Source organism: Bacillus sp. OV322 (assembly GCF_900112495.1).
In the GTDB taxonomy this organism is placed as follows: Bacteria; Bacillota; Bacilli; order Bacillales; family DSM-1321; genus Peribacillus.
Genome location: NZ_FOMA01000001.1, coordinates 339,293 through 358,984, shown reverse-complemented (window position 1 = coordinate 358,984; position 19,692 = coordinate 339,293). Strand labels below are relative to the sequence as shown.

General features: G+C 37.7%; 19 protein-coding genes and 2 pseudogenes. 2 read left to right on the top strand and 19 right to left on the bottom strand.

Translation table 11 applies throughout. From position 1 onward, the window contains the following. Nucleotides 1–34 precede the first annotated feature (34 nt). The 13 genes and pseudogenes from BM126_RS23130 to BM126_RS01720 form a co-directional block, all read right to left on the bottom strand. Nucleotides 35–1,048 carry a hypothetical protein gene (locus BM126_RS23130; protein WP_090987626.1) on the bottom strand — a complete coding sequence of 338 codons (1,014 nt, stop codon included), beginning with the start codon at nucleotides 1,046–1,048 and terminating at the stop codon, nucleotides 35–37. A 15-nt stretch (nucleotides 1,049–1,063) separates the two neighbouring features. Beyond that, nucleotides 1,064–1,210: pseudogene (locus BM126_RS23125) on the bottom strand (pre-toxin TG domain-containing protein); the annotation flags it as partial. 236 nt (nucleotides 1,211–1,446) lie between these two features. Continuing rightward, entirely contained in the window at nucleotides 1,447–2,055 is a 609-nt protein-coding gene (locus tag BM126_RS01770; protein WP_090987624.1) for an immunity protein Imm33 domain-containing protein, read from the bottom strand. Further along, nucleotides 2,052–3,962: a ribonuclease YeeF family protein gene (locus BM126_RS01765; RefSeq protein WP_090987622.1), complete on the bottom strand. Its 1,911-nt coding sequence runs from the start codon at nucleotides 3,960–3,962 to the stop codon at nucleotides 2,052–2,054. Before BM126_RS01765 ends, BM126_RS01770 begins: the two co-directional genes overlap by 4 nt. A 698-nt stretch (nucleotides 3,963–4,660) precedes the next feature. Then, nucleotides 4,661–5,359, bottom strand: a complete 699-nt coding sequence (locus BM126_RS01760; protein WP_090987620.1) for a Type 1 glutamine amidotransferase-like domain-containing protein — start codon at nucleotides 5,357–5,359, stop codon at nucleotides 4,661–4,663. A 314-nt stretch (nucleotides 5,360–5,673) separates the two neighbouring features. Continuing rightward, entirely contained in the window at nucleotides 5,674–6,486 is an 813-nt protein-coding gene (locus tag BM126_RS23210) for a methyl-accepting chemotaxis protein (RefSeq protein ID WP_371261399.1), read from the bottom strand. 453 nt (nucleotides 6,487–6,939) lie between these two features. Continuing rightward, complete coding sequence (locus tag BM126_RS01750; RefSeq protein WP_090987616.1) at nucleotides 6,940–7,935, bottom strand: 3-oxoacyl-[acyl-carrier-protein] synthase III C-terminal domain-containing protein; 996 nt, start codon at nucleotides 7,933–7,935, stop codon at nucleotides 6,940–6,942. 74 nt (nucleotides 7,936–8,009) lie between these two features. Beyond that, nucleotides 8,010–8,375 (bottom strand): hypothetical protein, encoded by a 366-nt coding sequence (locus tag BM126_RS01745; protein WP_090987614.1) that lies wholly within the window; start codon nucleotides 8,373–8,375, stop codon nucleotides 8,010–8,012. Nucleotides 8,376–8,642: 267 nt separating this feature from the next. After that, a complete protein-coding gene (locus BM126_RS01740) occupies nucleotides 8,643–9,539 on the bottom strand; it encodes a general stress protein (protein WP_090987612.1) in 897 nt (298 codons plus the stop codon). 239 nt (nucleotides 9,540–9,778) lie between these two features. Further along, a complete protein-coding gene (locus BM126_RS01735) occupies nucleotides 9,779–10,561 on the bottom strand; it encodes an arylamine N-acetyltransferase family protein (RefSeq protein WP_090987610.1) in 783 nt (260 codons plus the stop codon). 226 nt (nucleotides 10,562–10,787) lie between these two features. Beyond that, the gene (locus BM126_RS22100) at nucleotides 10,788–10,928 is read right to left on the bottom strand and encodes a hypothetical protein (RefSeq protein WP_177201271.1); all 141 of its coding nucleotides are present in this window, start codon (nucleotides 10,926–10,928) and stop codon (nucleotides 10,788–10,790) included. Next, complete coding sequence (locus tag BM126_RS01725; RefSeq protein WP_090987606.1) at nucleotides 10,921–11,247, bottom strand: nucleoside triphosphate pyrophosphohydrolase; 327 nt, start codon at nucleotides 11,245–11,247, stop codon at nucleotides 10,921–10,923. The genes BM126_RS22100 and BM126_RS01725 overlap by 8 nt, the downstream gene beginning before the upstream one ends. A 15-nt stretch (nucleotides 11,248–11,262) precedes the next feature. After that, nucleotides 11,263–11,571: pseudogene (locus BM126_RS01720) on the bottom strand (DUF3427 domain-containing protein); the annotation flags it as partial. Nucleotides 11,572–11,735: 164 nt separating this feature from the next. On the opposite strand from BM126_RS01720, the gene BM126_RS01715 reads away from it, so the two are divergent. Further along, on the top strand, nucleotides 11,736–12,158 hold the full coding sequence (locus BM126_RS01715; protein WP_090987602.1) for a VOC family protein: 423 nt from the start codon (nucleotides 11,736–11,738) through the stop codon (nucleotides 12,156–12,158). A gap of 620 nt (nucleotides 12,159–12,778) precedes the next feature. Here the strand turns inward: BM126_RS01715 and BM126_RS01705 are convergent. From BM126_RS01705 to dcm, 5 genes are all read right to left on the bottom strand, one after another. Further along, nucleotides 12,779–13,318 carry an SH3 domain-containing protein gene (locus BM126_RS01705; protein WP_090987600.1) on the bottom strand — a complete coding sequence of 180 codons (540 nt, stop codon included), beginning with the start codon at nucleotides 13,316–13,318 and terminating at the stop codon, nucleotides 12,779–12,781. A 248-nt stretch (nucleotides 13,319–13,566) separates the two neighbouring features. Next, nucleotides 13,567–14,304: a tRNA pseudouridine(38-40) synthase TruA gene (gene truA / locus BM126_RS01700; protein WP_090987597.1), complete on the bottom strand. Its 738-nt coding sequence runs from the start codon at nucleotides 14,302–14,304 to the stop codon at nucleotides 13,567–13,569. Between the two features lie 348 nt (nucleotides 14,305–14,652). Further along, nucleotides 14,653–14,862, bottom strand: coding sequence for a hypothetical protein (locus tag BM126_RS01695; RefSeq protein WP_090987595.1), 210 nt, complete (start codon nucleotides 14,860–14,862; stop codon nucleotides 14,653–14,655). Between the two features lie 500 nt (nucleotides 14,863–15,362). Continuing rightward, on the bottom strand, nucleotides 15,363–15,632 hold the full coding sequence (locus tag BM126_RS01690; protein ID WP_090987593.1) for a hypothetical protein: 270 nt from the start codon (nucleotides 15,630–15,632) through the stop codon (nucleotides 15,363–15,365). Nucleotides 15,633–15,924: 292 nt separating this feature from the next. Beyond that, the gene (gene dcm, locus BM126_RS01685) at nucleotides 15,925–17,337 is read right to left on the bottom strand and encodes a DNA (cytosine-5-)-methyltransferase (protein ID WP_090987591.1); all 1,413 of its coding nucleotides are present in this window, start codon (nucleotides 17,335–17,337) and stop codon (nucleotides 15,925–15,927) included. Between the two features lie 279 nt (nucleotides 17,338–17,616). Between dcm and BM126_RS01680 the strand changes: the two genes are divergently transcribed. Continuing rightward, the gene (locus tag BM126_RS01680; RefSeq protein ID WP_177201270.1) at nucleotides 17,617–19,155 is read left to right on the top strand and encodes a Sau3AI family type II restriction endonuclease; all 1,539 of its coding nucleotides are present in this window, start codon (nucleotides 17,617–17,619) and stop codon (nucleotides 19,153–19,155) included. A gap of 315 nt (nucleotides 19,156–19,470) precedes the next feature. Here the strand turns inward: BM126_RS01680 and BM126_RS01675 are convergent, their stop codons facing one another. Next, nucleotides 19,471–19,656, bottom strand: a complete 186-nt coding sequence (locus BM126_RS01675) for a hypothetical protein (protein ID WP_090987587.1) — start codon at nucleotides 19,654–19,656, stop codon at nucleotides 19,471–19,473. Between the last annotated feature and the right edge of the window lie 36 nt (nucleotides 19,657–19,692).

The following is a 19,692-nucleotide window of genomic DNA, read 5'->3' as shown; positions in this document are numbered from 1 at the left end:
TTAATTTTCAATTCATTCATGTTTATATTAGTATTTACGGCTTCTTTTGAGACGTAAATACCTCCCCAATCTTAGTCAAAGGGTCGTTGTCTCTAATTTTGTGTTCTTTCTCAAAATTGTGTATGCCCCCAAAGCCCTTATGCAATGATTGTGGCACAGCAGCAGCTTGACCTCCACCACCTATATGATGATGTATCAATTTATCATCCTTGCAATCTTTATATTGAGGAAAATGCTCAATAAAGTGATCATCTACTACAGGAACTAATCCGTTTTCAATTCTCTCAATATTTGCTTCACTAAAAAATTCAGGGTGCTTGTCTAATAATTCATTAAAATGCTTAGAGGCACTCCTTTCCCATCCTGCTGCATTTGCTCCACTTTTTTTCTTTCCTTTATAGTTCATTTCAGAGACAAGTCTAGGATCCGCTCTATATTCTATCGGTACTTTTTCGATATCAATATAACGATAAGCTCTGATGTCACTATAATCAATTTTACCCGTACCCTTACTACCACCACTCAACTCTTTATTAACCTGCTTCTGTTCCTTCTTCTTCGCATGCTTCTCCCCAAGACCCTGCTTCACTTCGCTGAGGGTTTTGGTTTCAACGGCTAAGACTTTGGGTTGGATAGGACCGTTCCCTGCCATTTTCAGTACTTTTGCACCGACTGGGACATCGACTTTGCCGATTTGTTTGCCGATTTCCCGGAGTGTGTTTTGGGCATTTTTCGCTGTGGCTTGGGCGTATTGTTTGCTGTAGGTGTTAAATGGAATGTTTGCTGGCTTTCCGCCGATGAATTTGCTTGCTGCCCCAAGTCCGAGTATGCTGAATGCCTGAATCAAGCTTTGCTGCTTTTGTTCTTCTGTCAGCTTGTTTCCTAGGAAGTCTCTTCCTGTGATGCCTTCCCCCAAACCATTGGCGGCGGCGAGCGCATAGAGGCCTTTTTCAGTTTTCTGGAGAGCGGCGAAGCCTTTGGTGGTTTTATAGGCATCCAGGGCATGATCGGCGGCATTAAGGACTTTGGCCGTTCTGTAGATCGCCACTCCGCCTTTTGTTGCCCGGCCGGCCCAGCCTACTATTGGGATGAATCCGGCTGCGGCACGCTGGGCTGCGGTCAGTTTTTCATGTGTAACAGGATAGACGCCTTCTGTCGCCCTGATGTAGTCGTAATATCCGGTGATTTCCCCGGTAAAGGTCTTCGCTATGTCCTAGACTTTTTCATACTGAATTCAATTAAAAAAACTGCAATAATGATAGCTAGTATTATAAAACCGTCATTAGTAAATAAATCTCAAATATTAAGCGGTAGCAACATAAAGTTCTTTCCCAAAAACAAAAAGCACTTGTTGCCTAAAGTAGACATTCAAGTGCCATATTCAATGTTCTAATTTCTGTAAAGTTAAGTTGTATAATTTGATATTTCTGCAAATAAAATTAAAATCTATTTAGAGCCTATATAAACATCTACATCATTTTCGTTTAGCACTGCTTTTATTTCTTTACCTTCAAAAACAACCATATAGTCATTTGGTAAAGCAAGAACTTGAATGATTTCTGGTTTAATTTTTAGAAGCTGATAAGCATAAAGAGCATAAAAATCGGTAGTATTATCATCCTCTACAGGACCTATATACCAACCTGAGTCTCCTTTTTCAACATCTCCATTTCTTTGTAAAAATATTTTTTCTAGTTCTAGTACACCTTTAGAAAGTATGATTTTATCACTAAATTTTATTGATAAACCATTAACATTCATCTTTCTTAAAAAATGTCCTTGTTCAAGTTGTACCCATAATGCTAAAGTTAAATCTTCTGTTATATCTTCAAATGGATTTCTAGTGTAATCAGGAGTAGTCAATATAAAATTCCCGGTTTCTCTCTCATGTAAATAATAGACTGACCAACCAACTTGTAAAGAGAATCCATGAATTAATTTATTACGGTCTACCTTTTCTAATATAGCGAACAAACTTTCAATTTGAGGTTCTAATTCTTTTTCGGCACTTACTATAATGGTTTTATCCATTAAAACCTTTTCAAATTTCTTCATTTTTTCAACCTCTCTTCTATAGCTACTTTTAGAGCTTCTTTAGCATGTTTCTCTTTTTCTAGCATTTCCATTCTAACATTTACAGGAACCTCTCCCATCTTAGAATGTCCTTTCCAATCAGCCCAACTATGAGCCCCCTTAGATGCATTCGAAGATTTTCCAAGACCAACAAAATTATCTTTTAGATTTAAAATTTCTATTTGTTGTTCTCTGGTTAATATACCAAATCCATCCATTTCAGTTATTTCTTTCATCGAAACAATATGATCTGCTTCAAACTTATCAACCTCATACCCGTACACTGGATCTACTTTAGGACCTTCTGGATTAACCATTTTACGTATATCGTTACTTGGTGTCTTTTTCCTCAAATTCTTATATTCATCTTTTGTAATACCATTATCTCTACCACCACTTAACTCCTTATTAACCTGCTTTTGTTCCTTCTTCTTCGCAAGCTTCTCCCCCAGACCCTGTTTCACTTCACTAAGGGTTTTGGTTTCGACCACAAGGACTTTAGGCTGAATAGGACCGTTGCCTGCCATTTTCAGTACTTTTGCGCCCACTGGGACATCGACTTTGCCGAATTGTTTGCCGATTTCCCGGAGTATGTTTTGGGCATTTTTTGCTGTGGCTTGGGCGTATTGTTTGCTGTAGGTGTTGAACGGGATATTTGCTGGCTTTCCGCCAATGAATTTGCTTGCTGCCCCAAGTCCGAGTATGCTGAATGCCTGAATCAGGCTTTGCTGCTTTTGTTCTTCTGTCAGCTTGTTTCCTTGAAAGTCTCTTCCTGTGATACCCTCTGCCATGCCGTTCGCTGCGGTGATCCCATAGAGCCCTTTTTCAGTCTTCTGGAGCGCCGCGAAGCCTTTGGTGGTTTTATAGGCATCCAGGGCATGATCGGCGGCGTTCAGGACTTTGGCCGTTCTGTAGATGGCCACTCCGCCCTTTGCTGCACGGCCTGCCCAGCCTACTACAGGGATGAATCCGGCTGCCGCCATGGCCGCGGCCGCAGCACGCTGCGCCGTGGTCAGTTTCTCATGTGTAACAGGATCGACGCCTTCTGTCGCCCTGATAAAATCGTAATATCCGGTTATTTCGCCGGTAAAGGTCTTTGTTGTGTCCCAGGCTTTTTCATACCATGGGCGATTCTCCTGTTCCTGGAGCTCTTTTGCCTGTTTCCTGGCCTTAGCCTGGTCCTTTTTAAATGTCAGATAATCGCTGTTCGCTTTTCTCACATCATCCATCTGCTTGTACACGTCATTGTTTTTATAGGCCTTGCTGTCAAAGTACATGGGCGAGATCTTGCCGCCTTGACTGCTTGAGTTCATGATGGTGCCCAGAAGTCTAATCAGGTAGTTTTCCTGCTGCTCGGAAACCCCATATTCAGTCAGCAGATTGGCATCGAACTTATTGACCGCTTTAATGGTGTTGTCTCTTTTTTTATCCGCTTTATCAATTTCATCTTCAAAGGTTTCTTTTGAAAATACCTGTAAAGATAGAATATCATCTATTGTCTGAAAAATCTTCTTCAAATCGTCCTGCTGGGCCGTTACGATTTCCTTTGACTTTTTCAGTCCGTTTGAAACCTCGTCCTCTAGAAAAGGTTCCATGACGACGGTGTCTCCTGAGAGCTTGACATCCTCGGCAGAGTCGCTGACTCCTTTGAAAAAGGCGATGTTGGCCTTTATCAGCCCCAGCCAGGCATCCGCAAGATCTCCTTGCGCCCCATAAAATCCCTTAATCGATTTTGCGCCATTTCCCTGAAGCTCATCATCCATGTTGACAATGGCTTCAAATTCTTTTTTGAGCGCGGTGATTTGCTTTTCAAGTTCTTCATATTGCTTGGCGCGTTCCTTCATGGCCGCTATCAGTGTACTATGTTCATAAATTTTGGCATTTGCCATTGTATCAGGCCCTTCCCTGTTTATTTCCTGATTATCCCCTCGTTCTGGTGCTGCATTAAATCAGCATCTGCTTTTGTATCCTCGTTTTTTTGGGACGATAGCATATCGCCTTTGGCCAATAATGCTATACTTCCACCTCCATGACTTGTGAAAACGGTTAGTATTGCCGGAGCATGCAGTGTTAAAATTTCTAAATTTTTTTTAACAGCTGACTGTTTACACTTAAACGCTTAAGCTTTATCTCCAGCTCCCATTACATACCATATTGCTCAAATCTTATAAATAATGGCCGACATTCTAAAAATCTTCTCCCATTGATCCCTGAATAATTGAACATACCTAAACGGTTATCCTATCTTAATAGAATAACAGCACATTCAATCATTTCCATATTTTACATTATAGGGTACATAGTTGTTTAAATTAATAGGAAATTTGACTTCTTTTCAATTGTCCAAAACAGGTAAATAGTCACAAAGAAAACACCTCTCCTCAAAAAAGGGAAGTGTTCATCGCATACCATATCTATGTCTTTTTTCAGCGTCAGCTTTCTTACGTGTATCTATGAGAGCCAGGAGGCCAATATGCATTAATAAATCATATAAAAAAGATCTTATTAAGGGGATCATGAGTTACCAGAATGAAAGTATTACTGAGATTGCAGACTTCCACGCCCTTTTTGTTAATTGCACCTCTAATCATGTCCCCAAGTAATGGGTCTCCAGCTCCCTTTCAATAATTTCACTATCTATACAATTAACAAAGTATGTTTTTGATTTCGGCCCGGAACTTACAGAAGCAGATAAGGTTTCATTTTTAAAGTGAAGAGCCGCACCGTCATCAGCCCCATAGCCCCCTTTTATTTTGCCTTCTAAGATTAATTGGTGATAGGAAGGCTTTCTTTTGCTTTCTCCGTCATAATGGGGACAATTGCTGCCCTTTAAAAGCCCTAACCCATCCAATTTATACAAAGGGGCATTCAGAGGGTCCGTTAATCCTTCTTCGAACCAGCAAATGGAACCAGCACTTAATCCTGCAAGAATAACTCCATTTTCATATGCCTTTTTCAAAATCGTATCTAATTCCCATTCTTTCCATAGTACAAGCATATTTCTCGTATTTCCGCCGCCGACATAAATGACATCTTGCTCAAGAACATAGTTTTCTAAATCGGTAAATTCCGGCTCAAATAAAGATAAGTGGGATGGCTGGCAAGGAAGATTTTTAAAAGCTTTATAAAATCTCTCAATATAATTTGTTTGATCTCCACTAGCTGTTGGAACAAAGCATACCTTAGGTGAGTTTTGCTTCACTTGAGCTACTATGTACCTATCAAGTAAAAGGTTTTCCGGCTCCATAGAAAAACCCCCGCCGCCCAAGGCAATAATCTGTCTCATTGTCCATACCTCCACTCTTACTTCATTGATATATTGGGTGGTCATCTTACTATTCATCTAACTAAATTGCCTTGTTTGTTTAACAAACTACTTACACTAAACTATACCATAAAATGGATATTACCCTCTGCAAGTTCTCATAATGACAGCGTACTAATAGTCCTTACAGGAATCCCCCATACCACTTCGCGTTAAAGGATAGACATGAAAAAAGCCATACTTATTCTCAAAAAATGTGAATAAGTACGGCTTTATGAATGTTTAGGAAATCCCAAAATCGGCAATGTTCACAAATACCCATTTTTCCGTTCAGCTTATACGGTAAAGCTCTGTGAAAGCTTTTGAATCTGCTCAATGCTTCCCTGCTGGTTTTTTGCATTTTCTTGTGCTTCTTTGATGGCCAGTGAAACTTCTGACACGTTCTCAAGGATTTCTTCGGCACCTGATGCTGCTTGCTGGGAGGTGGAGGATACCATTTGAATGGCCGAGTTTACTTCTTGTATGGCATTCGCCATTTCGTCTGAAGATTGAGCAATTCCATTAGACATCTGGCTTATATATTCTGCGTCTTTTTCATATTGAACGCCGATGTGAACCATTTTTTCAAGATCCGGTTTTACCTTTTTATCCATATACTCCAAAATGTCTTTTGCATTGATGGTGAGATTTGTAAATGCTGTCTGCACCTGTCCAGTCACATTGCGGATGTTTTCCACTGATTTAGTGGACTGTTCAGCGAGCTTGCGTATTTCTTCCGCTACTACAGAAAATCCCTTACCGGCATCTCCTGCTCTTGCTGCCTCGATGGAAGCATTCAAAGCCAGCAAATTGGTCTGTCCGGCAATGCTGCCAATGGTATCTGCCAGAATTTTTATTTCTTCCACAACTTTCACTTCATTTATTGCCTTTGTTATTTTATCTTCATGACTTGTATAAATATTGTAGGAAGCAAGGGCAGAGTTTTTGGCATCTTCTCTTACCTGGGATGCTCTTGATTTGATTTCCTCAGCTATGCTTCCCCCTTCGTTTGCTTTTACAGCTAATTGTTTGGTTGATGATTCAATACTTTCCGCAGAAGCCCCTAATTGCTGAGTGGCTGCACTTAATTCGATTGAACCCTCTGTCATTTCCTTCGTGGTTTCTTTAATATCCTGCATAATATATATGAGCTCTGTCATGATTGCAGTCAGTTCATCAGAATTACCATCTGCATGTTCAATTCTTTTTTTCAGATCAGCTATAAAATGCCTGACTGTATTTCCTGCATCATGCAGGGAACGAATCAAAGAACCATCATAGCCTTCCGTATCTGTGACTCCTGTTAAATTCCCTGCTTCCAGTGCTTTTGCATATTCTTTCACTTTATTCAGGTTGTTTGCCAGGATTACAGATATCCAGGTGCCCAGCCCAATGATAGCTGCTGCACTGATTATTAATAGGGTTATTTCAATATGCCGGTTTTTGAATAATGTGCTGAGAAGTATACAAATCCCTAAAATAACTGAAGGCATCATGATTATTTTATACGGGCTTGCTTCCGCTATTTTCGCTGTTTTTTTGCCTGCCAATTTTTTCACTCCTTAATATTTAAACAATAATGCGCAAGATACGGAGCCTGCGCCAACTGACCAGAAAATGACATAATCTCCCCTTTGAATCCCGCCATTGCTTATGGCACGTTCAAAAGCCATGAAGGGGCTGGGAGCGCCAGTATAGCCATATTCAGTCCCTGTTATAGGAAATTTTTCTATACTTTCATTCAGTGCTTCCTGTATTTTATAGATATTCTTCCGGGAAAGCTGGGATAAGCAGTAGACAGAAATATCTGCAGCTTTTAAATGGTTTCTATCTAATAAAGTGCCGATAAGCTCCAAGGTGGATTCAAATGCCCGGTCATTGTTGACATTTTCCCATTGAACCCTTTTTTCAAAATCACTTGTCTGTTCATCATACATGTTAGATATCCCACAGGCGGGAAATACAATCCGCTCAAGCGACTCTGTATTTACACTAAAAACCGAATCTATAAAGCCGCTTTTGCTATTTTCGTTTTTTTCTAAGATGATAGCACTGGCACCATCTCCAAAGCTTGCATATGTAACTGCTTCTTCACGCCTGCTGTATCTGTGCATCAGTTCAGAGCCGACAATCAATGCACGCTGTATGTGGGGGCTTGATAACATATTCCGGCTCACCTGCTCTGCCGCAGTGATCATGCCGACACATGCTGTATTCATGTCATACACAACCGCTTCTCTTTTTCCGCCAATCGCATGATGGACCGCAACTGAATTCGGCGGCCACAGGTACTCAGGTGTACCAGAAACAAAAACAATCATGTCCATGTCCTGTCCGGTCATACCCGCTTTTTCAAGGACTATTTTAGACGCTTCAACCGCCATCGTTAATGCATTTTCAGAATCATCTGCCACAAATCTATTTTCTCTGCCAAGAGCATCCAGCAAACGGGTAATATCGGAACCCTGCTTGTTAAAATGATTGATATAATATTGATTATTTACAGCTTTTTTGGGGTGGTATACAGATACTTCCTTCAGTACGATGCTGGCTGACATTATATTTGCTCTCCTTTATTTATTAAGTGATTGTTTGAGATTGGCCGTATTCAGCCGCTTGAAAGGTGTCTCGTTTACTGGCTCACGGAAAGGCTTAATGCATCCTGCCGGCTATCCACAAATTGGCCGGTAAACCCTGTATTCTTGGCTATTCTTTTCAGCTGCAAACGCGGTGTTACATGTGACGGCTTTACCATTAGTATTTTTTTGAAGCCCAGACTCATATACAAAGCATAGCTTTGCTCCAAGACAGGCAGTATCGAGTGCTTGAACGTCCTCAATTCGGATGAATCCACAATTAACGTGAAATCTTTCACATGCAATTTTGCAGTTTCTTGTTTTAATAAATCAACAAAGTTGGAAGCTTTATCTGTTTCAGCAAAACCGCCCAGTGTAATAATGAATGCCTTCGCTTTTTGATTGGTCTCAAATAATGCCATGGATCAACTATCCTCTCTTTACATATCTATACAATACGGTGACCATTTCTTTATCGGCTTAATTTTTATTTTTTAAAGCTGATAAAGCATACCATTTTTCTAAAAAAATTTTTTTAAAAATTGGAATTTGGCAGAAAAGTCCTTAAACAGAGGAATCCATCAGGAGAAGAGGTTATTATACAAAAACGGCAGGCACCCCTTTGAGTGCCTGCCGTTTGATAGATTATATATATTGCCGCATCGTTTTACGGTGCGAATTAGCTGATGCTATTCTCTTCCAAAACCTCTTTGGGAAGTTACATGGTTTTTTTCATCATTCTCTAAAAGCCCATTCTCTCTTTTTCCCTCGCCATCAAATCCATCCTTATTATCTGTGTCCGGGTTTGGGGCATAACCATATTCTCTTTCACTTTTATCTTTATCATCTGTTCCGTCCAGATTATTTCCGTAATCTGTGCCGAGGCTGTCATTCCCGCGCTGGGCTCTGGCGGTATCATTGAAATTTTCTTTGTTCATGCCATTTATATTATCTGTTGCCAGGCTGTTTTGTAATTTGCCTGTTCTCGGATTATTGTAAGAGGCCGTATTCTCACTATCATCCAATCCTGCAGTTTGTGAGTTATTTATGCTGCCGGCCGTTCTTGAACCATCTGTTTGGAAATCTTCCACACTCTTCAGACCATTTGGTGAAGCTGTGTTCGTGCTGTCATCATGCAATTCCCTACCAGCAGTAGTTGCATTGCCTGTGAAGGCATTTACAGTGCCAGCTTCCCCGCTTTCATTTCTGATAGCAGATCTCACTACTGCATCATTCGCTGCGTCTACATCCACAGCCAGAAGGAATTTTCCGTCTTTGAGGTCAGCAGAATATGCATCAAGTTCATTTCTGGGAATATTCAAGTCTGCAAATTTATCGCTTTCCGCACCTGGAGTGTCATCCATAACAAAGTATTCTTTTAATCGATCCCAGAAAGATTCATGCTGCTTCCCATCATCAGCCGAACTTGTTACAACAGTGCCTGTTTTGTCTTCTACATAATCGGTATCTTCTCTATTCGTAATAACCGAGATGTTTCCGGCATCATACCCTCTTGAAGTCAAGCCTTCGATTGCATTAACAGTCTCTTCAGATGAATCATAAACTCCAACAATACTTTTTGCCATGATAACTTCCTCCCTTAAAATATTGGATGAATTTCCATAGTCGTTATTGACTTTCTAGAATATTTATACCCGCGCTATATCATGATAAACAGGAAGGGAATGATTCCCACCATGTTCCAGCACATTACAGCCCCTAATGCACCCTTCAAGAATGCGGCTGATTTTTTCCAAAAAAGAGACACCCCTATGGATGTCCCGGCTTAAAAGCGGATTGATTTAACGAACACATTTGAGTGTTATTAATCTGAAAGGCCAAAATACTTCTTTGCTATCTCCGTAAATTCCTTTTGACCTACTTCCTTTTTTTCAGATTTTCCATCTCTCCATACGGTAAATGAACTTTCCGTTAAAGTTGCATTTCCGCGATCTGTCAGCATAGTAATCAGTTTTTTCTTGTTAAAAGGAGATTCCGGATGCTCCAATATGATTTTTTGAACATCATTCAGTTCAGCTGCATCCTCCACCGCTTGGGCAGAATCAAAGGCATACCCTTTCTTCCACTCTTTATCTTTATCTCTCAGTTTCATATAAAAGATATACTCTCCATAATCACTTTCTTCTTTCTTAACGCAAAATTCCCCAGTCGCTGACGAGGTCGTTTCTCCCGTCAATGGAACAGGCCTTAATGGCAGGTTTCCGCCGAATCCGGTATCTGCAAGGAAAACCTGTCCATTATGTGTAATCAGATTTGTCACATGAGTTTTGCCGATCGTATTCCACCGCTGTTTCTGCTGATTAAATATCACCCCTCGAACAAGAGTAATATCAAACCCGTTTTGTGCTAAAAAGAAATAAAGGAGTGCGTTCAGTTCATAGCAAAGCCCGCCTTCATTCTTTGTAAGCAATTTATTTATTAAATGATCTTTCGAAATGTAAGTTGTTCTATTACCGATAATGCACAAATTTTCAAAAGGAATACTTTTCGCCGTTTTTTCAAGAATGATATCCAGTTTTTCAAAAGTGATTTCTTCATGTTCAGGGAAACCTATTCTTCTGCGGAATAATGTATTCAGATTGCTCATTCGTTCCTCCCCCATTCTGGCCGGGATACTCTCCTTAGAGCCCATTTTATTATATCACGATAGAAAATAAGGGTGAACCCAGATACATTCCTGGATTCACCCTTCCTCTATTTCACACTCTTAATGATATGTTCAGCAACCCACCGCTCTCTCAATACATGATCCATATATCTTGTGAACACTGATTCACCTGAGTAGGACAAGCATAAATATTCCTTGGCCCGGGTCATGCCGATATAAAGAAGCGAGACTTCCCAACAACAGATTTCATGGTAAAAGACGTAAGTATACAAATAGCTTCTGCTTTTTTCGCTTCCTTCAAAATATGCCGGCCGAGCTGATTGGTGATGAGCTCAAGATTACTCATTTCCAGTCTCAATCAGAAAAATTTTCTCCTTAAATCCACCGCGTTTCTCTGCTTTCTTTTCACGGACTTCCTCCAGCTTTTCAAAGGAGGATCCATGCCTATCTGCAAGTGCATGTATAAGTTCCAGCAAATCCGCTAATTCCTCCGTAGCATCCTTATCGTTATCTGTGTTCAGATACTCTTCTAGCTCTTCTTTAAGCTTGTTTTTGAGCTCTTGCAGGTACTCTTCATCCTCCAGTATTCTAGTAGAAAACTGGACTCCAGTATGAGCAATAATTTCTGGAATTCTGTCTCGGACTAACTTATTATAAACCGGCAAAAAACTGTTCCCCCTTTAATTTTGGCTCTCATTTACAAGGTAATGGTAAAGCTTGCTCTCAATTGATGGTTCCATAACCATATTCATATGGACAACCGGCTGGCCGTCCTGCAATTTATCCTTCTGTACAGAGCTTTGGTTTGGACTGGCCTTACCTAAATAATAAAAATCGGACCCTTCGTCATCATCCTTCTTCACAAAAATATGTAGATCAATTTCATTTTCTTTTGATTGAATGATGGTTTGAACTTCATTTGATTCTAAGGTTCTATTGCTTTTTGTGTACAATTTTAAAATTTCCGGACTTAAAAATTCATCACCATATTATATAACCATTTTTCATGATACACTGACCACTCTTTTGGTCAAAAAACATAGATTTTTCAAATAGTAATTGTCGAACGAAAATTTCAATAATATTTTGATTGTACTATTAAAATGGCTTAATATATATGGAGTATTATTATAAATTTCTGGGAGTGGCGCCGATGTCTATTAATGTTTATATGAATTTTAACGGGAATACGAGAGACGCAGTGGAATTTTATTCAGAGGTTTTTAACACAGAGAAACCGCAGATTATGACATTTGGAGAAGCACCACAGCATCCGGATTATCCGCTCGCAGAGGAAGCAAAGAACCTGGTTATGCACGCAAGGCTTACAATAAGCGGCAGCACAGTTATGTTCTCCGATACTATGCCTGGTTCGCCTTATGTGGAAGGAAATAATATCACCCTTACTTATAACAGTCAAAACGAGGAAGAACTAAAATCGGTGTTTAGCAAGCTGAGCGATGATGGCAAGGTTACTATGGAGCTTCAGGAAACATTTTGGAGCAAGCTTTATGGACAGCTAACTGATAAGTTCGGCATTCACTGGCAAATCAACTTTGACAACGGCGAAATGTGAATGTAAATATTGAAAGAAGGATAGGCCAATTGCCTGCCCTTCTTTTTTTAATGCTTCAAATTTTTCTAAAAGCAACATATTAAAATGTAAATAATTATCAGTTTATATATAATGTTAAAATCAAAGGATGAACTCAAATATCCAAAGAAACGTCTGATTCAAAGAAAGTGATGTGAAAGTATGCTCAAAAGATTACTAGAGAAGCTGAAAAATCCTAAGCAAAAGATCATGGAAACAGAAACGAAACCATTCAGCCAGGAGGAAATTGAAGCATTGGTGGATGCACGGCTAAAAGACCATGCTGTCTCTAAAACATCCATCCTCTGCTGTTGAAGATTTATCTTTAACTGCCAAGCAAATAGAATTTGCTCTCTCTTATCGCTAAAGTTAGTAATCAATACACTCTTGCAGTGACGCCTGACAAGTTAATGTTAAAGGATCTTAATAAACTGATCGCTTACAATCGGTATAAAAATAAACGTATCTTAATAAACGTATCTTAATTAACTTAGCGAAAAAAGTTGTTTTGCATAAGCTATAAAAAGATAACATTCCAAAAGTAATATTCCTTACCAGTAAAAAGCCACTACAGTCAAGTGATGAACTGTAATGGCTTTTCATTATTTTATCCGCATATCGTTTGGTGTCAGGAATTTGCCGTATATCCAGCCTGTTTTGTTTTTGTATTGTACCAGAGCCCAATGAGAGTATTTGCTGCCATTTCCCCAGTATACATCTTTCAGTAGAGTTCCCTTTGGCACGACAATCAGCGTTTTCGAACCCGTAGCAGCCTTAATATGGAGCCTAACATCTGATGTGGTCTTTGCCTTGCTTAAATATCGCACCAAATGCTCTGTAGAGATGTAAGCCGTTTTTCCTTTGTACGTAATCATGGCCCACTTCGTACCGTTGATAAAACCTTCAACCGCTGCAATGCTGTTTTTTTTCATGGATCCAAGCACAGTGCTTTTCGCACTTGGCTTTGACCAAACTTTGATGCTCGATGCGGTCACTTTGTGGTAGGAAACAGAGTTTTGATAATCATCAGAAGAAGCCTGCACTTGTGCTGTATGTGTAAATGGAATGGTACCTGAAACAGACGTCAAAGTTAATCCAGCAGCAAACAAAGCATAAAGCGATTTTTTTCTTAATGAATTCATATAATATCCCCTTTCGCATGGAGCTGTTATTCTATACCCAATTTAACCCAAATTTTATCTGAAAAGTTAATCATTTTCCAAAATGAACCGAAAGTTGGATTTGTTACAAAAACTAATGCCTTTGTGGATAACTTTCATAGGAATTTCTAACTTCTTAGTCACAAAAAAGAAGCGTACATTGAGTATGCTTCTGGACGGTTATTCAGGTATTATAGAAAATTAACAATCAAAAACCTGCTTTATTCCTTTTAAAAATCAACTTTTTCCAGGTAAAGACCTTCTGCATAAGCCATGCGGCCCGTTTGAACTCTTTCCTTTGATTCTAAGATGCCTGGTATACTCATGGCCTCTATTTCACCCAAACCGATTTCAATCAGCGTTCCGGCCATTTTTCTTACCATATTATAAAGAAAACCATTGCCCCGCACTCTAATTTCAATGAATCCTGCATTTTCTTCTATATCAATAGAATATATTTCACGGACCATCGACTTTTTCTTAGACTTTGCATTTGAAAAAGCAGTAAAATCATGTTTACCAATAAAATATTGACAGGCAGCTTCCATTTTTGTGATATCCAGCTTTTGATCCACATGCATACTGTACTTCCTCATAAAAGGATTGGTATATTGCTCGTTCCAGATTTTATATAAATACGTTTTTTCTTTGGCATTATAACGGGCATGAAAACGATCCGGAACGGATATGACCTCAACTACACTGATATCCTGCGGTAAATATCTATTCAAGTACTCCATGATTTCAGATTCAGTTTTACCTTCACTCATTTTAAAATTGGCTACTTGAGCAAGAGCATGTACACCGGCATCTGTTCTGCCGCTTCCGATAATCTCAATCTTTTCCCCTGCCAGTTCTGTTAATACATTTTCAATTTTACCTTGAATTGAATCATCACCGCTACCAAGCCGCTGCCAACCCTTATAGCGCCCGCCATCATATTGTATCGTCATTTTATAATTATTCATTGCTTCCTCCTGATTTTACTACTTTAAACTGAATTTTACTTAAAAGCACAAGCCCCCATACAGCTCCTGCTGTATGAGGGAACATATGATTTATTCATAAAAACACGAAATTGTTAAGCCTTTATTAGGTTTTGTATTAAATAATACCTATGCCAATCCCCTAATGAAACCTAGCACCCAACATGTTAGTACTTTTGCATAGTGTACCAAAGAGGCTAACGTCCTGCAACGAACGGTATATTCAAACTTCAGCAACAGCCGAAATACACTAAAGGTTTTACTCCTCTAAAATAAAAATAGTGCCAACTCTTTTTAATAGAATTCGACACTTCCTTTATCCTCTATACGTTATCGTGCCTCTTTTGGCGGCTGGCACACGTCACATTTACGCTGGTTATTATTTTTGAATTTAGTAAATGTCTTTTCAAAGTTGCTGCCACATTTACATTTTAATAGTAATTTCTGAGAAAAACCATGATATTCCGTCGTCAGAAGCTTACTTTCCGAATTCTTCTCAACAAAGTCTTTAATCTTCTCAATCGTCCATCGTCTATTCATACTCTTGCACCTCCATATTTTTCTCTATGCGGAGGCTTCTCTTGGCATCCGTTAAATCATAAGAAAAAGGATTAATTATACTAAGTTCCTTATTATAGCATGCGCTTGGTCAATTAAACAGATGGGATTCATAAACTAAACCTTATGAAAAAATTGGACCTCCCATAGACCAATTTCCAACGATAAAGAGTAATATACGTGAAATTCAGTAACATTTCATTTCTTGCCTTTTCCTGATAATCTAGTTACAAGCTGATTTAAACCTGCCTTGAAGATATAATAGGTGTTGCACTCATATGTACTACATACGTACAAATAAAAAAGACTAAATCCTTATAATGATGAAATTTTTAGCCTTTGAACAATGAGTTACCTGAATAGAGGGACAAACATAATTACAGACTGTAGACAAACCCAAAAAAAAACGGGTTTGCCTACAGTTTTTTGTTTTAAAAATAGAGTTATTGAAATAAAAAACACTCTTTAAAGGATTTTTACGATTATACTTCTCTAAGGATATTACTTACTCCATAGCTTCTATTCTCATAAATCTTACAGAATTCTTTGTTAGTTAGATTGCTTTCTTTTGGTGTAGTAATTCTCACAAACACTGAATCAGCATTTTGTGTAATCACCGTATGCTCGCCAAAGGTAATCGCCCCACAACAAAATTTATTTAACAGGTGTTGAAGTTTTTCTTCTGATTCACATTTAACGTTAATATCCCAAATATGTGTTCCAAAATGAAAATAAAGCACAAAGTATTTCATCTAATCTCCTCCATTTTATAGAATATTCGATAAAATACATTATTTTCCTTCATTTTTAAACCAAAAGGACTCAAATTAAATGCATGGCTTTAAACTACTATTATTCAGTTCTTTAAGCATGATATCGCTTAGTAAAGGGAGGAAGAAAATATACTTCTTACATTAAAAAAAAATGAGAATACTGATCAAATTTGACAGAGTGTTTTTTTGTACATTCAATTAGTAAGATTTGATGTTGTTTTATGTTATTTTTTGGTATAATTATATGACTTTGAAAATCAGAATTTCATATTCATATTTCCAAAGTCACCGATTCGCTTGTGATAATTTTTATCTCTTGTGCAATTCTCTTAACAATTCCTGTAACAAGTGCATTGCCCATAAAAAAGTAACGCATACGGTCAGAGACCTCAAAAACATTTCCTTCTTTATCCATTTTCCAACGTGTAGAATCAAGAGGAAAATCTTGAAGAAGTTCTGCTTCATTTGGTGTTAAAAGGCGATAATGACCATCGTCAAAAAGAAAGTGTGTCGAACGATTTACAGAACCCTCACTAGTAAGCATAGTACGAGCAGGAGAATTAAAACTATCGTATGGTGACATTCCACCTTCAGAATACATCCATTTATGCCCGTCTTCGGTAGTGCGTTCAATTTTTTTTGGACCTCGTAGATAATTGAATTTCGCTAGTTTAGCTTCATCAGTAATCCAATACTTCTTAATATATGTCTTATAGGCTTCCTCGCCATTATTTTTAATATAGAAATTTTTAGCTAAAGTTTTTACTTCACCTAATGACATAGCTGGCTCAAAAATTGGTGTAGTATCTATAGTATAGTAACGTCCATGACGCATAACTCCTGTATTCCAAATCGTCCCAGTGAAGTTTTCAGAAATATTGAGGACATATTCATCATACTTAGTTTCTTTACCTAACCATGCAGAATAATGTCTTATTTTTTTGCCATCTTGTTTTGGAACACTTTCTACTGGAAATTGTCTAGCAAATAAACCGTTACGTAATAGGTAGTCATCGTAACGTTTTGAATCCCAAATAGGTGTCTTCATAGATTGAAGAGATTCAATCCCATTTTGCTCGAATCGCAAATCTACTTTTTTTGCCCATTCTGTATTATTTCTATAAATAAAAAAGAAAACTCGTCTACGCTTTTGAGCACGACCGTAGTCTGCAGCGTTGATAACACGCCACTCTACTGAATAACCGAGATTATTAAATGCTCCTAGCATAACTGCAAAATCACGTCCACGTTGATTAGAAGGAGATTTTAATAAACGGTCAACATTTTCAAGGATTAAATAATCTGGTTTAATAATACTTGTTACACGAATTATTTCCCAAAACAGGACACCTTTTTTTCCTTCAATTCCTTGTTCATTTTTCTTCGATCTAGCTACAGAGTAGTCTTGGCAAGGAAAACCACCAACAATCATATTAACATTGTTGTCACGCATTTCTTCAAACTTGCAATCTTCTACTTTCATTATATCGGTTGGAATATGTTCCATTTTATTGCCAAAATATTGCATACCGACTTCATAAGCATCTTGTGACTTTCTGCTTGGTTCAAATTGGTTAGAATAAATAACATCAAATAATTCTTCCCCAATAGCTTCATTTGCATTATTCAGTCCATGGATAAATCCTCCTACCCCATCGAACATCGAAAATACTTTTAACTTCATGTTTTTTCCCCTTTATAACTACTTAGAATTTATGGCACTCCGCAGCCCACGAGGCATTTCAGAAACTGTTGTTAGCTGGAGTAAATTAACTTCTCAAAGCTCTTTTTGCGTCATACTTCTATCAAGGAATAACTCATCAATTTTAGATTGTATCAAAAATAACATGCTTTCATTAAAAAGCTCGTTATTGTGATATATTATATAATAGCCTAATCTTTTCAAAAGATCAAGAGATCAATACGAATATGTATAATAATTTAATTAATGCGAGGTAACTCTATGAATAATGGAAAATGGGAATCTGTTGAAGAAGTTCATAATCATGCGAAAGCTGCAATTGGAAAGCAGATTAGAGAGATTATAAAAGAGGGAACTATAAAAAAATATTATGATAATCCTAAAAATAAAGGATGGGTTGGGAATTCAATAGAATCTGATTGGTTTTATATACCTAACAATTCTAGACACGAAGCAGATATTCCTTATCTAAACTTAGAAATTAAAGCAACGCCAATTATTAAGCATTCAAAGAATAAAGTGTGGTCTGCCAAAGAACGATTGGTATTAAATATTTTTGATTTTAATGATGAATATAAGCGTACTTTTGAGACTGCTTCTTTTATTGAGAAGGCTTCTTTAATAGAAATGCTTTATTATGAGTTTATTAAAGATATCCCTAGTCCAGATCTATTTATTAAACAGGCTGTACTTCTAAAATTATGGGAACTTCCTGAAGAAGATATGCTTATTATAAAAAATGACTGGCAAACAATTATTAATAAAATCAAAGAAGGAAAAGCTGAAGAATTATCCGATTCCCTGACACAATATCTTGGTGCGACAACTAAGGGAGGTAAGAGTGAGAAAAATATGACCACTCAGCCATTCTCTGATGAAAAGGCACATAGACGATCATTTACGCTAAAGACAAATTTTATGTCCTACTTAGCCAAACGTTTTATGAGTGAGGATTATACTGAATCTGAACGAATTATTTCAGATGTATCTGAGCTTCAAGAAAAGTCATTTGAGCAAATCATCTTAGATAAGTTCCTACCATATATCGGTAAGACAAAAGCTGAACTAGGGAAACAATTTAATGTCAATATCCCCCAAAAGGATGATAAGGCAAGTAGTCGTTTAATTGCAAGAGCAATGTTGAATCTGGATGTAGATTTGAATGATACAGAAGAATTTGTCAAGGCAAATATTGCCTTGAAGATTGTGACAATAAATCCTAAAGCTAGAACAAGGGGAACGAAACTTCCAAAAACTACTGAAGGATTCAAATTACAAAACTGGTCACCAGAATTTACGAATATCCATGAAAATTTTGAAGATTCTTCTTTATTTACTTATCTTAGTGAGACTAGATTCTTACTGGCTGTTTTTGAAGAAACACCAACTAGTGAAATTTTTAAAGGTGTGAAATTTTGGAATGTCCCAGTTTCTGATATTTATGGAAATATTCAAGAAGTCTTTGTGGATACGAAGAGAAAAATAGCTGAGGGAATTGAACTTACTTATAAAGTAAAAAATACTAAAAAGGGCTATGAAGTGAAAAATAACTTTATTCCCGAAACAGCTGAGAGGATTGCTCATGTTCGTCCTGATGCAGGAGTGAGTGATTATCAAGGAGAGGCATTAAATCGCAATGGAGAATTAAAAAATGCAATGCAACTTCCTTCAAAATCAAAATGGATAAATCGCCCTGAAGATATGAAAGAAGAATTAAAAGATTACTATATGACTAAGCAAGCATACTGGTTGAATCCAACTTATATGTATGAAGCTGTAAAAGAACTATTCTTCGACTAATGGGCTATTTCTCTGGAAGGTTAATTTCATCCATCTTATTGATTTTCCAAATGAATTATAAAAATACCTATCAGAATTGACAGGTATTTTTATGAACTCTTTACAATTTTGACTCGATGGTATTCTTAATAGCCAAAACATCAACTCTTTCATAAGTATTAAATACGAAGCTATTTTCATCTTTTACGGCTTCAAAAACTCCACCTTTAACGTCTTGGGGGATTATCTATTCCGGGCTTCTGCAAATAACAGTTAGCGTATATAAGCTCTCGCTGTATGAATTGAAATAAGTGTCTGTCCACTTGTATAATTAAATTAAACTTCCCCCAAAAGTCCTAGTTCTTTGGAATCTCCGTTATTATTGAGGACAGTTTCTTCCGCAATAGCATATTGGATGTTAATAGTTGTATTTACAGGATTATTGTTATTCCCGAACAATTCAAGATAGTCGTTAATTTCTTGTTCTAATGATTCTGGCGATTTATACGTGTAAATCTTCACTGTTCATTCTGCGAAACGTCCCCTTGATTATTTTAA

Coding starts and splice junctions, on each gene's coding strand:
- BM126_RS01770 (WP_090987624.1), bottom strand. CDS start 2,055: ATGAAGAAATTTGAAAAGGTTTTAATGGATAAAACCATTATAGTAAGT.
- BM126_RS01765 (WP_090987622.1), bottom strand. CDS start 3,962: ATGGCAAATGCCAAAATTTATGAACATAGTACACTGATAGCGGCCATG.
- BM126_RS01760 (WP_090987620.1), bottom strand. CDS start 5,359: ATGAGACAGATTATTGCCTTGGGCGGCGGGGGTTTTTCTATGGAGCCG.
- BM126_RS23210 (WP_371261399.1), bottom strand. CDS start 6,486: ATGACAGAGGGTTCAATCGAATTAAGTGCAGCCACTCAGCAATTAGGG.
- BM126_RS01750 (WP_090987616.1), bottom strand. CDS start 7,935: ATGTCAGCCAGCATCGTACTGAAGGAAGTATCTGTATACCACCCCAAA.
- BM126_RS01745 (WP_090987614.1), bottom strand. CDS start 8,375: ATGGCATTATTTGAGACCAATCAAAAAGCGAAGGCATTCATTATTACA.
- BM126_RS01740 (WP_090987612.1), bottom strand. CDS start 9,539: ATGGCAAAAAGTATTGTTGGAGTTTATGATTCATCTGAAGAGACTGTT.
- BM126_RS01735 (WP_090987610.1), bottom strand. CDS start 10,561: ATGAGCAATCTGAATACATTATTCCGCAGAAGAATAGGTTTCCCTGAA.
- BM126_RS22100 (WP_177201271.1), bottom strand. CDS start 10,928: ATGAGTAATCTTGAGCTCATCACCAATCAGCTCGGCCGGCATATTTTG.
- BM126_RS01715 (WP_090987602.1), top strand. CDS start 11,736: ATGTCTATTAATGTTTATATGAATTTTAACGGGAATACGAGAGACGCA.
- BM126_RS01705 (WP_090987600.1), bottom strand. CDS start 13,318: ATGAATTCATTAAGAAAAAAATCGCTTTATGCTTTGTTTGCTGCTGGA.
- truA (WP_090987597.1), bottom strand. CDS start 14,304: ATGAATAATTATAAAATGACGATACAATATGATGGCGGGCGCTATAAG.
- BM126_RS01695 (WP_090987595.1), bottom strand. CDS start 14,862: ATGAATAGACGATGGACGATTGAGAAGATTAAAGACTTTGTTGAGAAG.
- BM126_RS01690 (WP_090987593.1), bottom strand. CDS start 15,632: ATGAAATACTTTGTGCTTTATTTTCATTTTGGAACACATATTTGGGAT.
- dcm (WP_090987591.1), bottom strand. CDS start 17,337: ATGAAGTTAAAAGTATTTTCGATGTTCGATGGGGTAGGAGGATTTATC.
- BM126_RS01680 (WP_177201270.1), top strand. CDS start 17,617: ATGAATAATGGAAAATGGGAATCTGTTGAAGAAGTTCATAATCATGCG.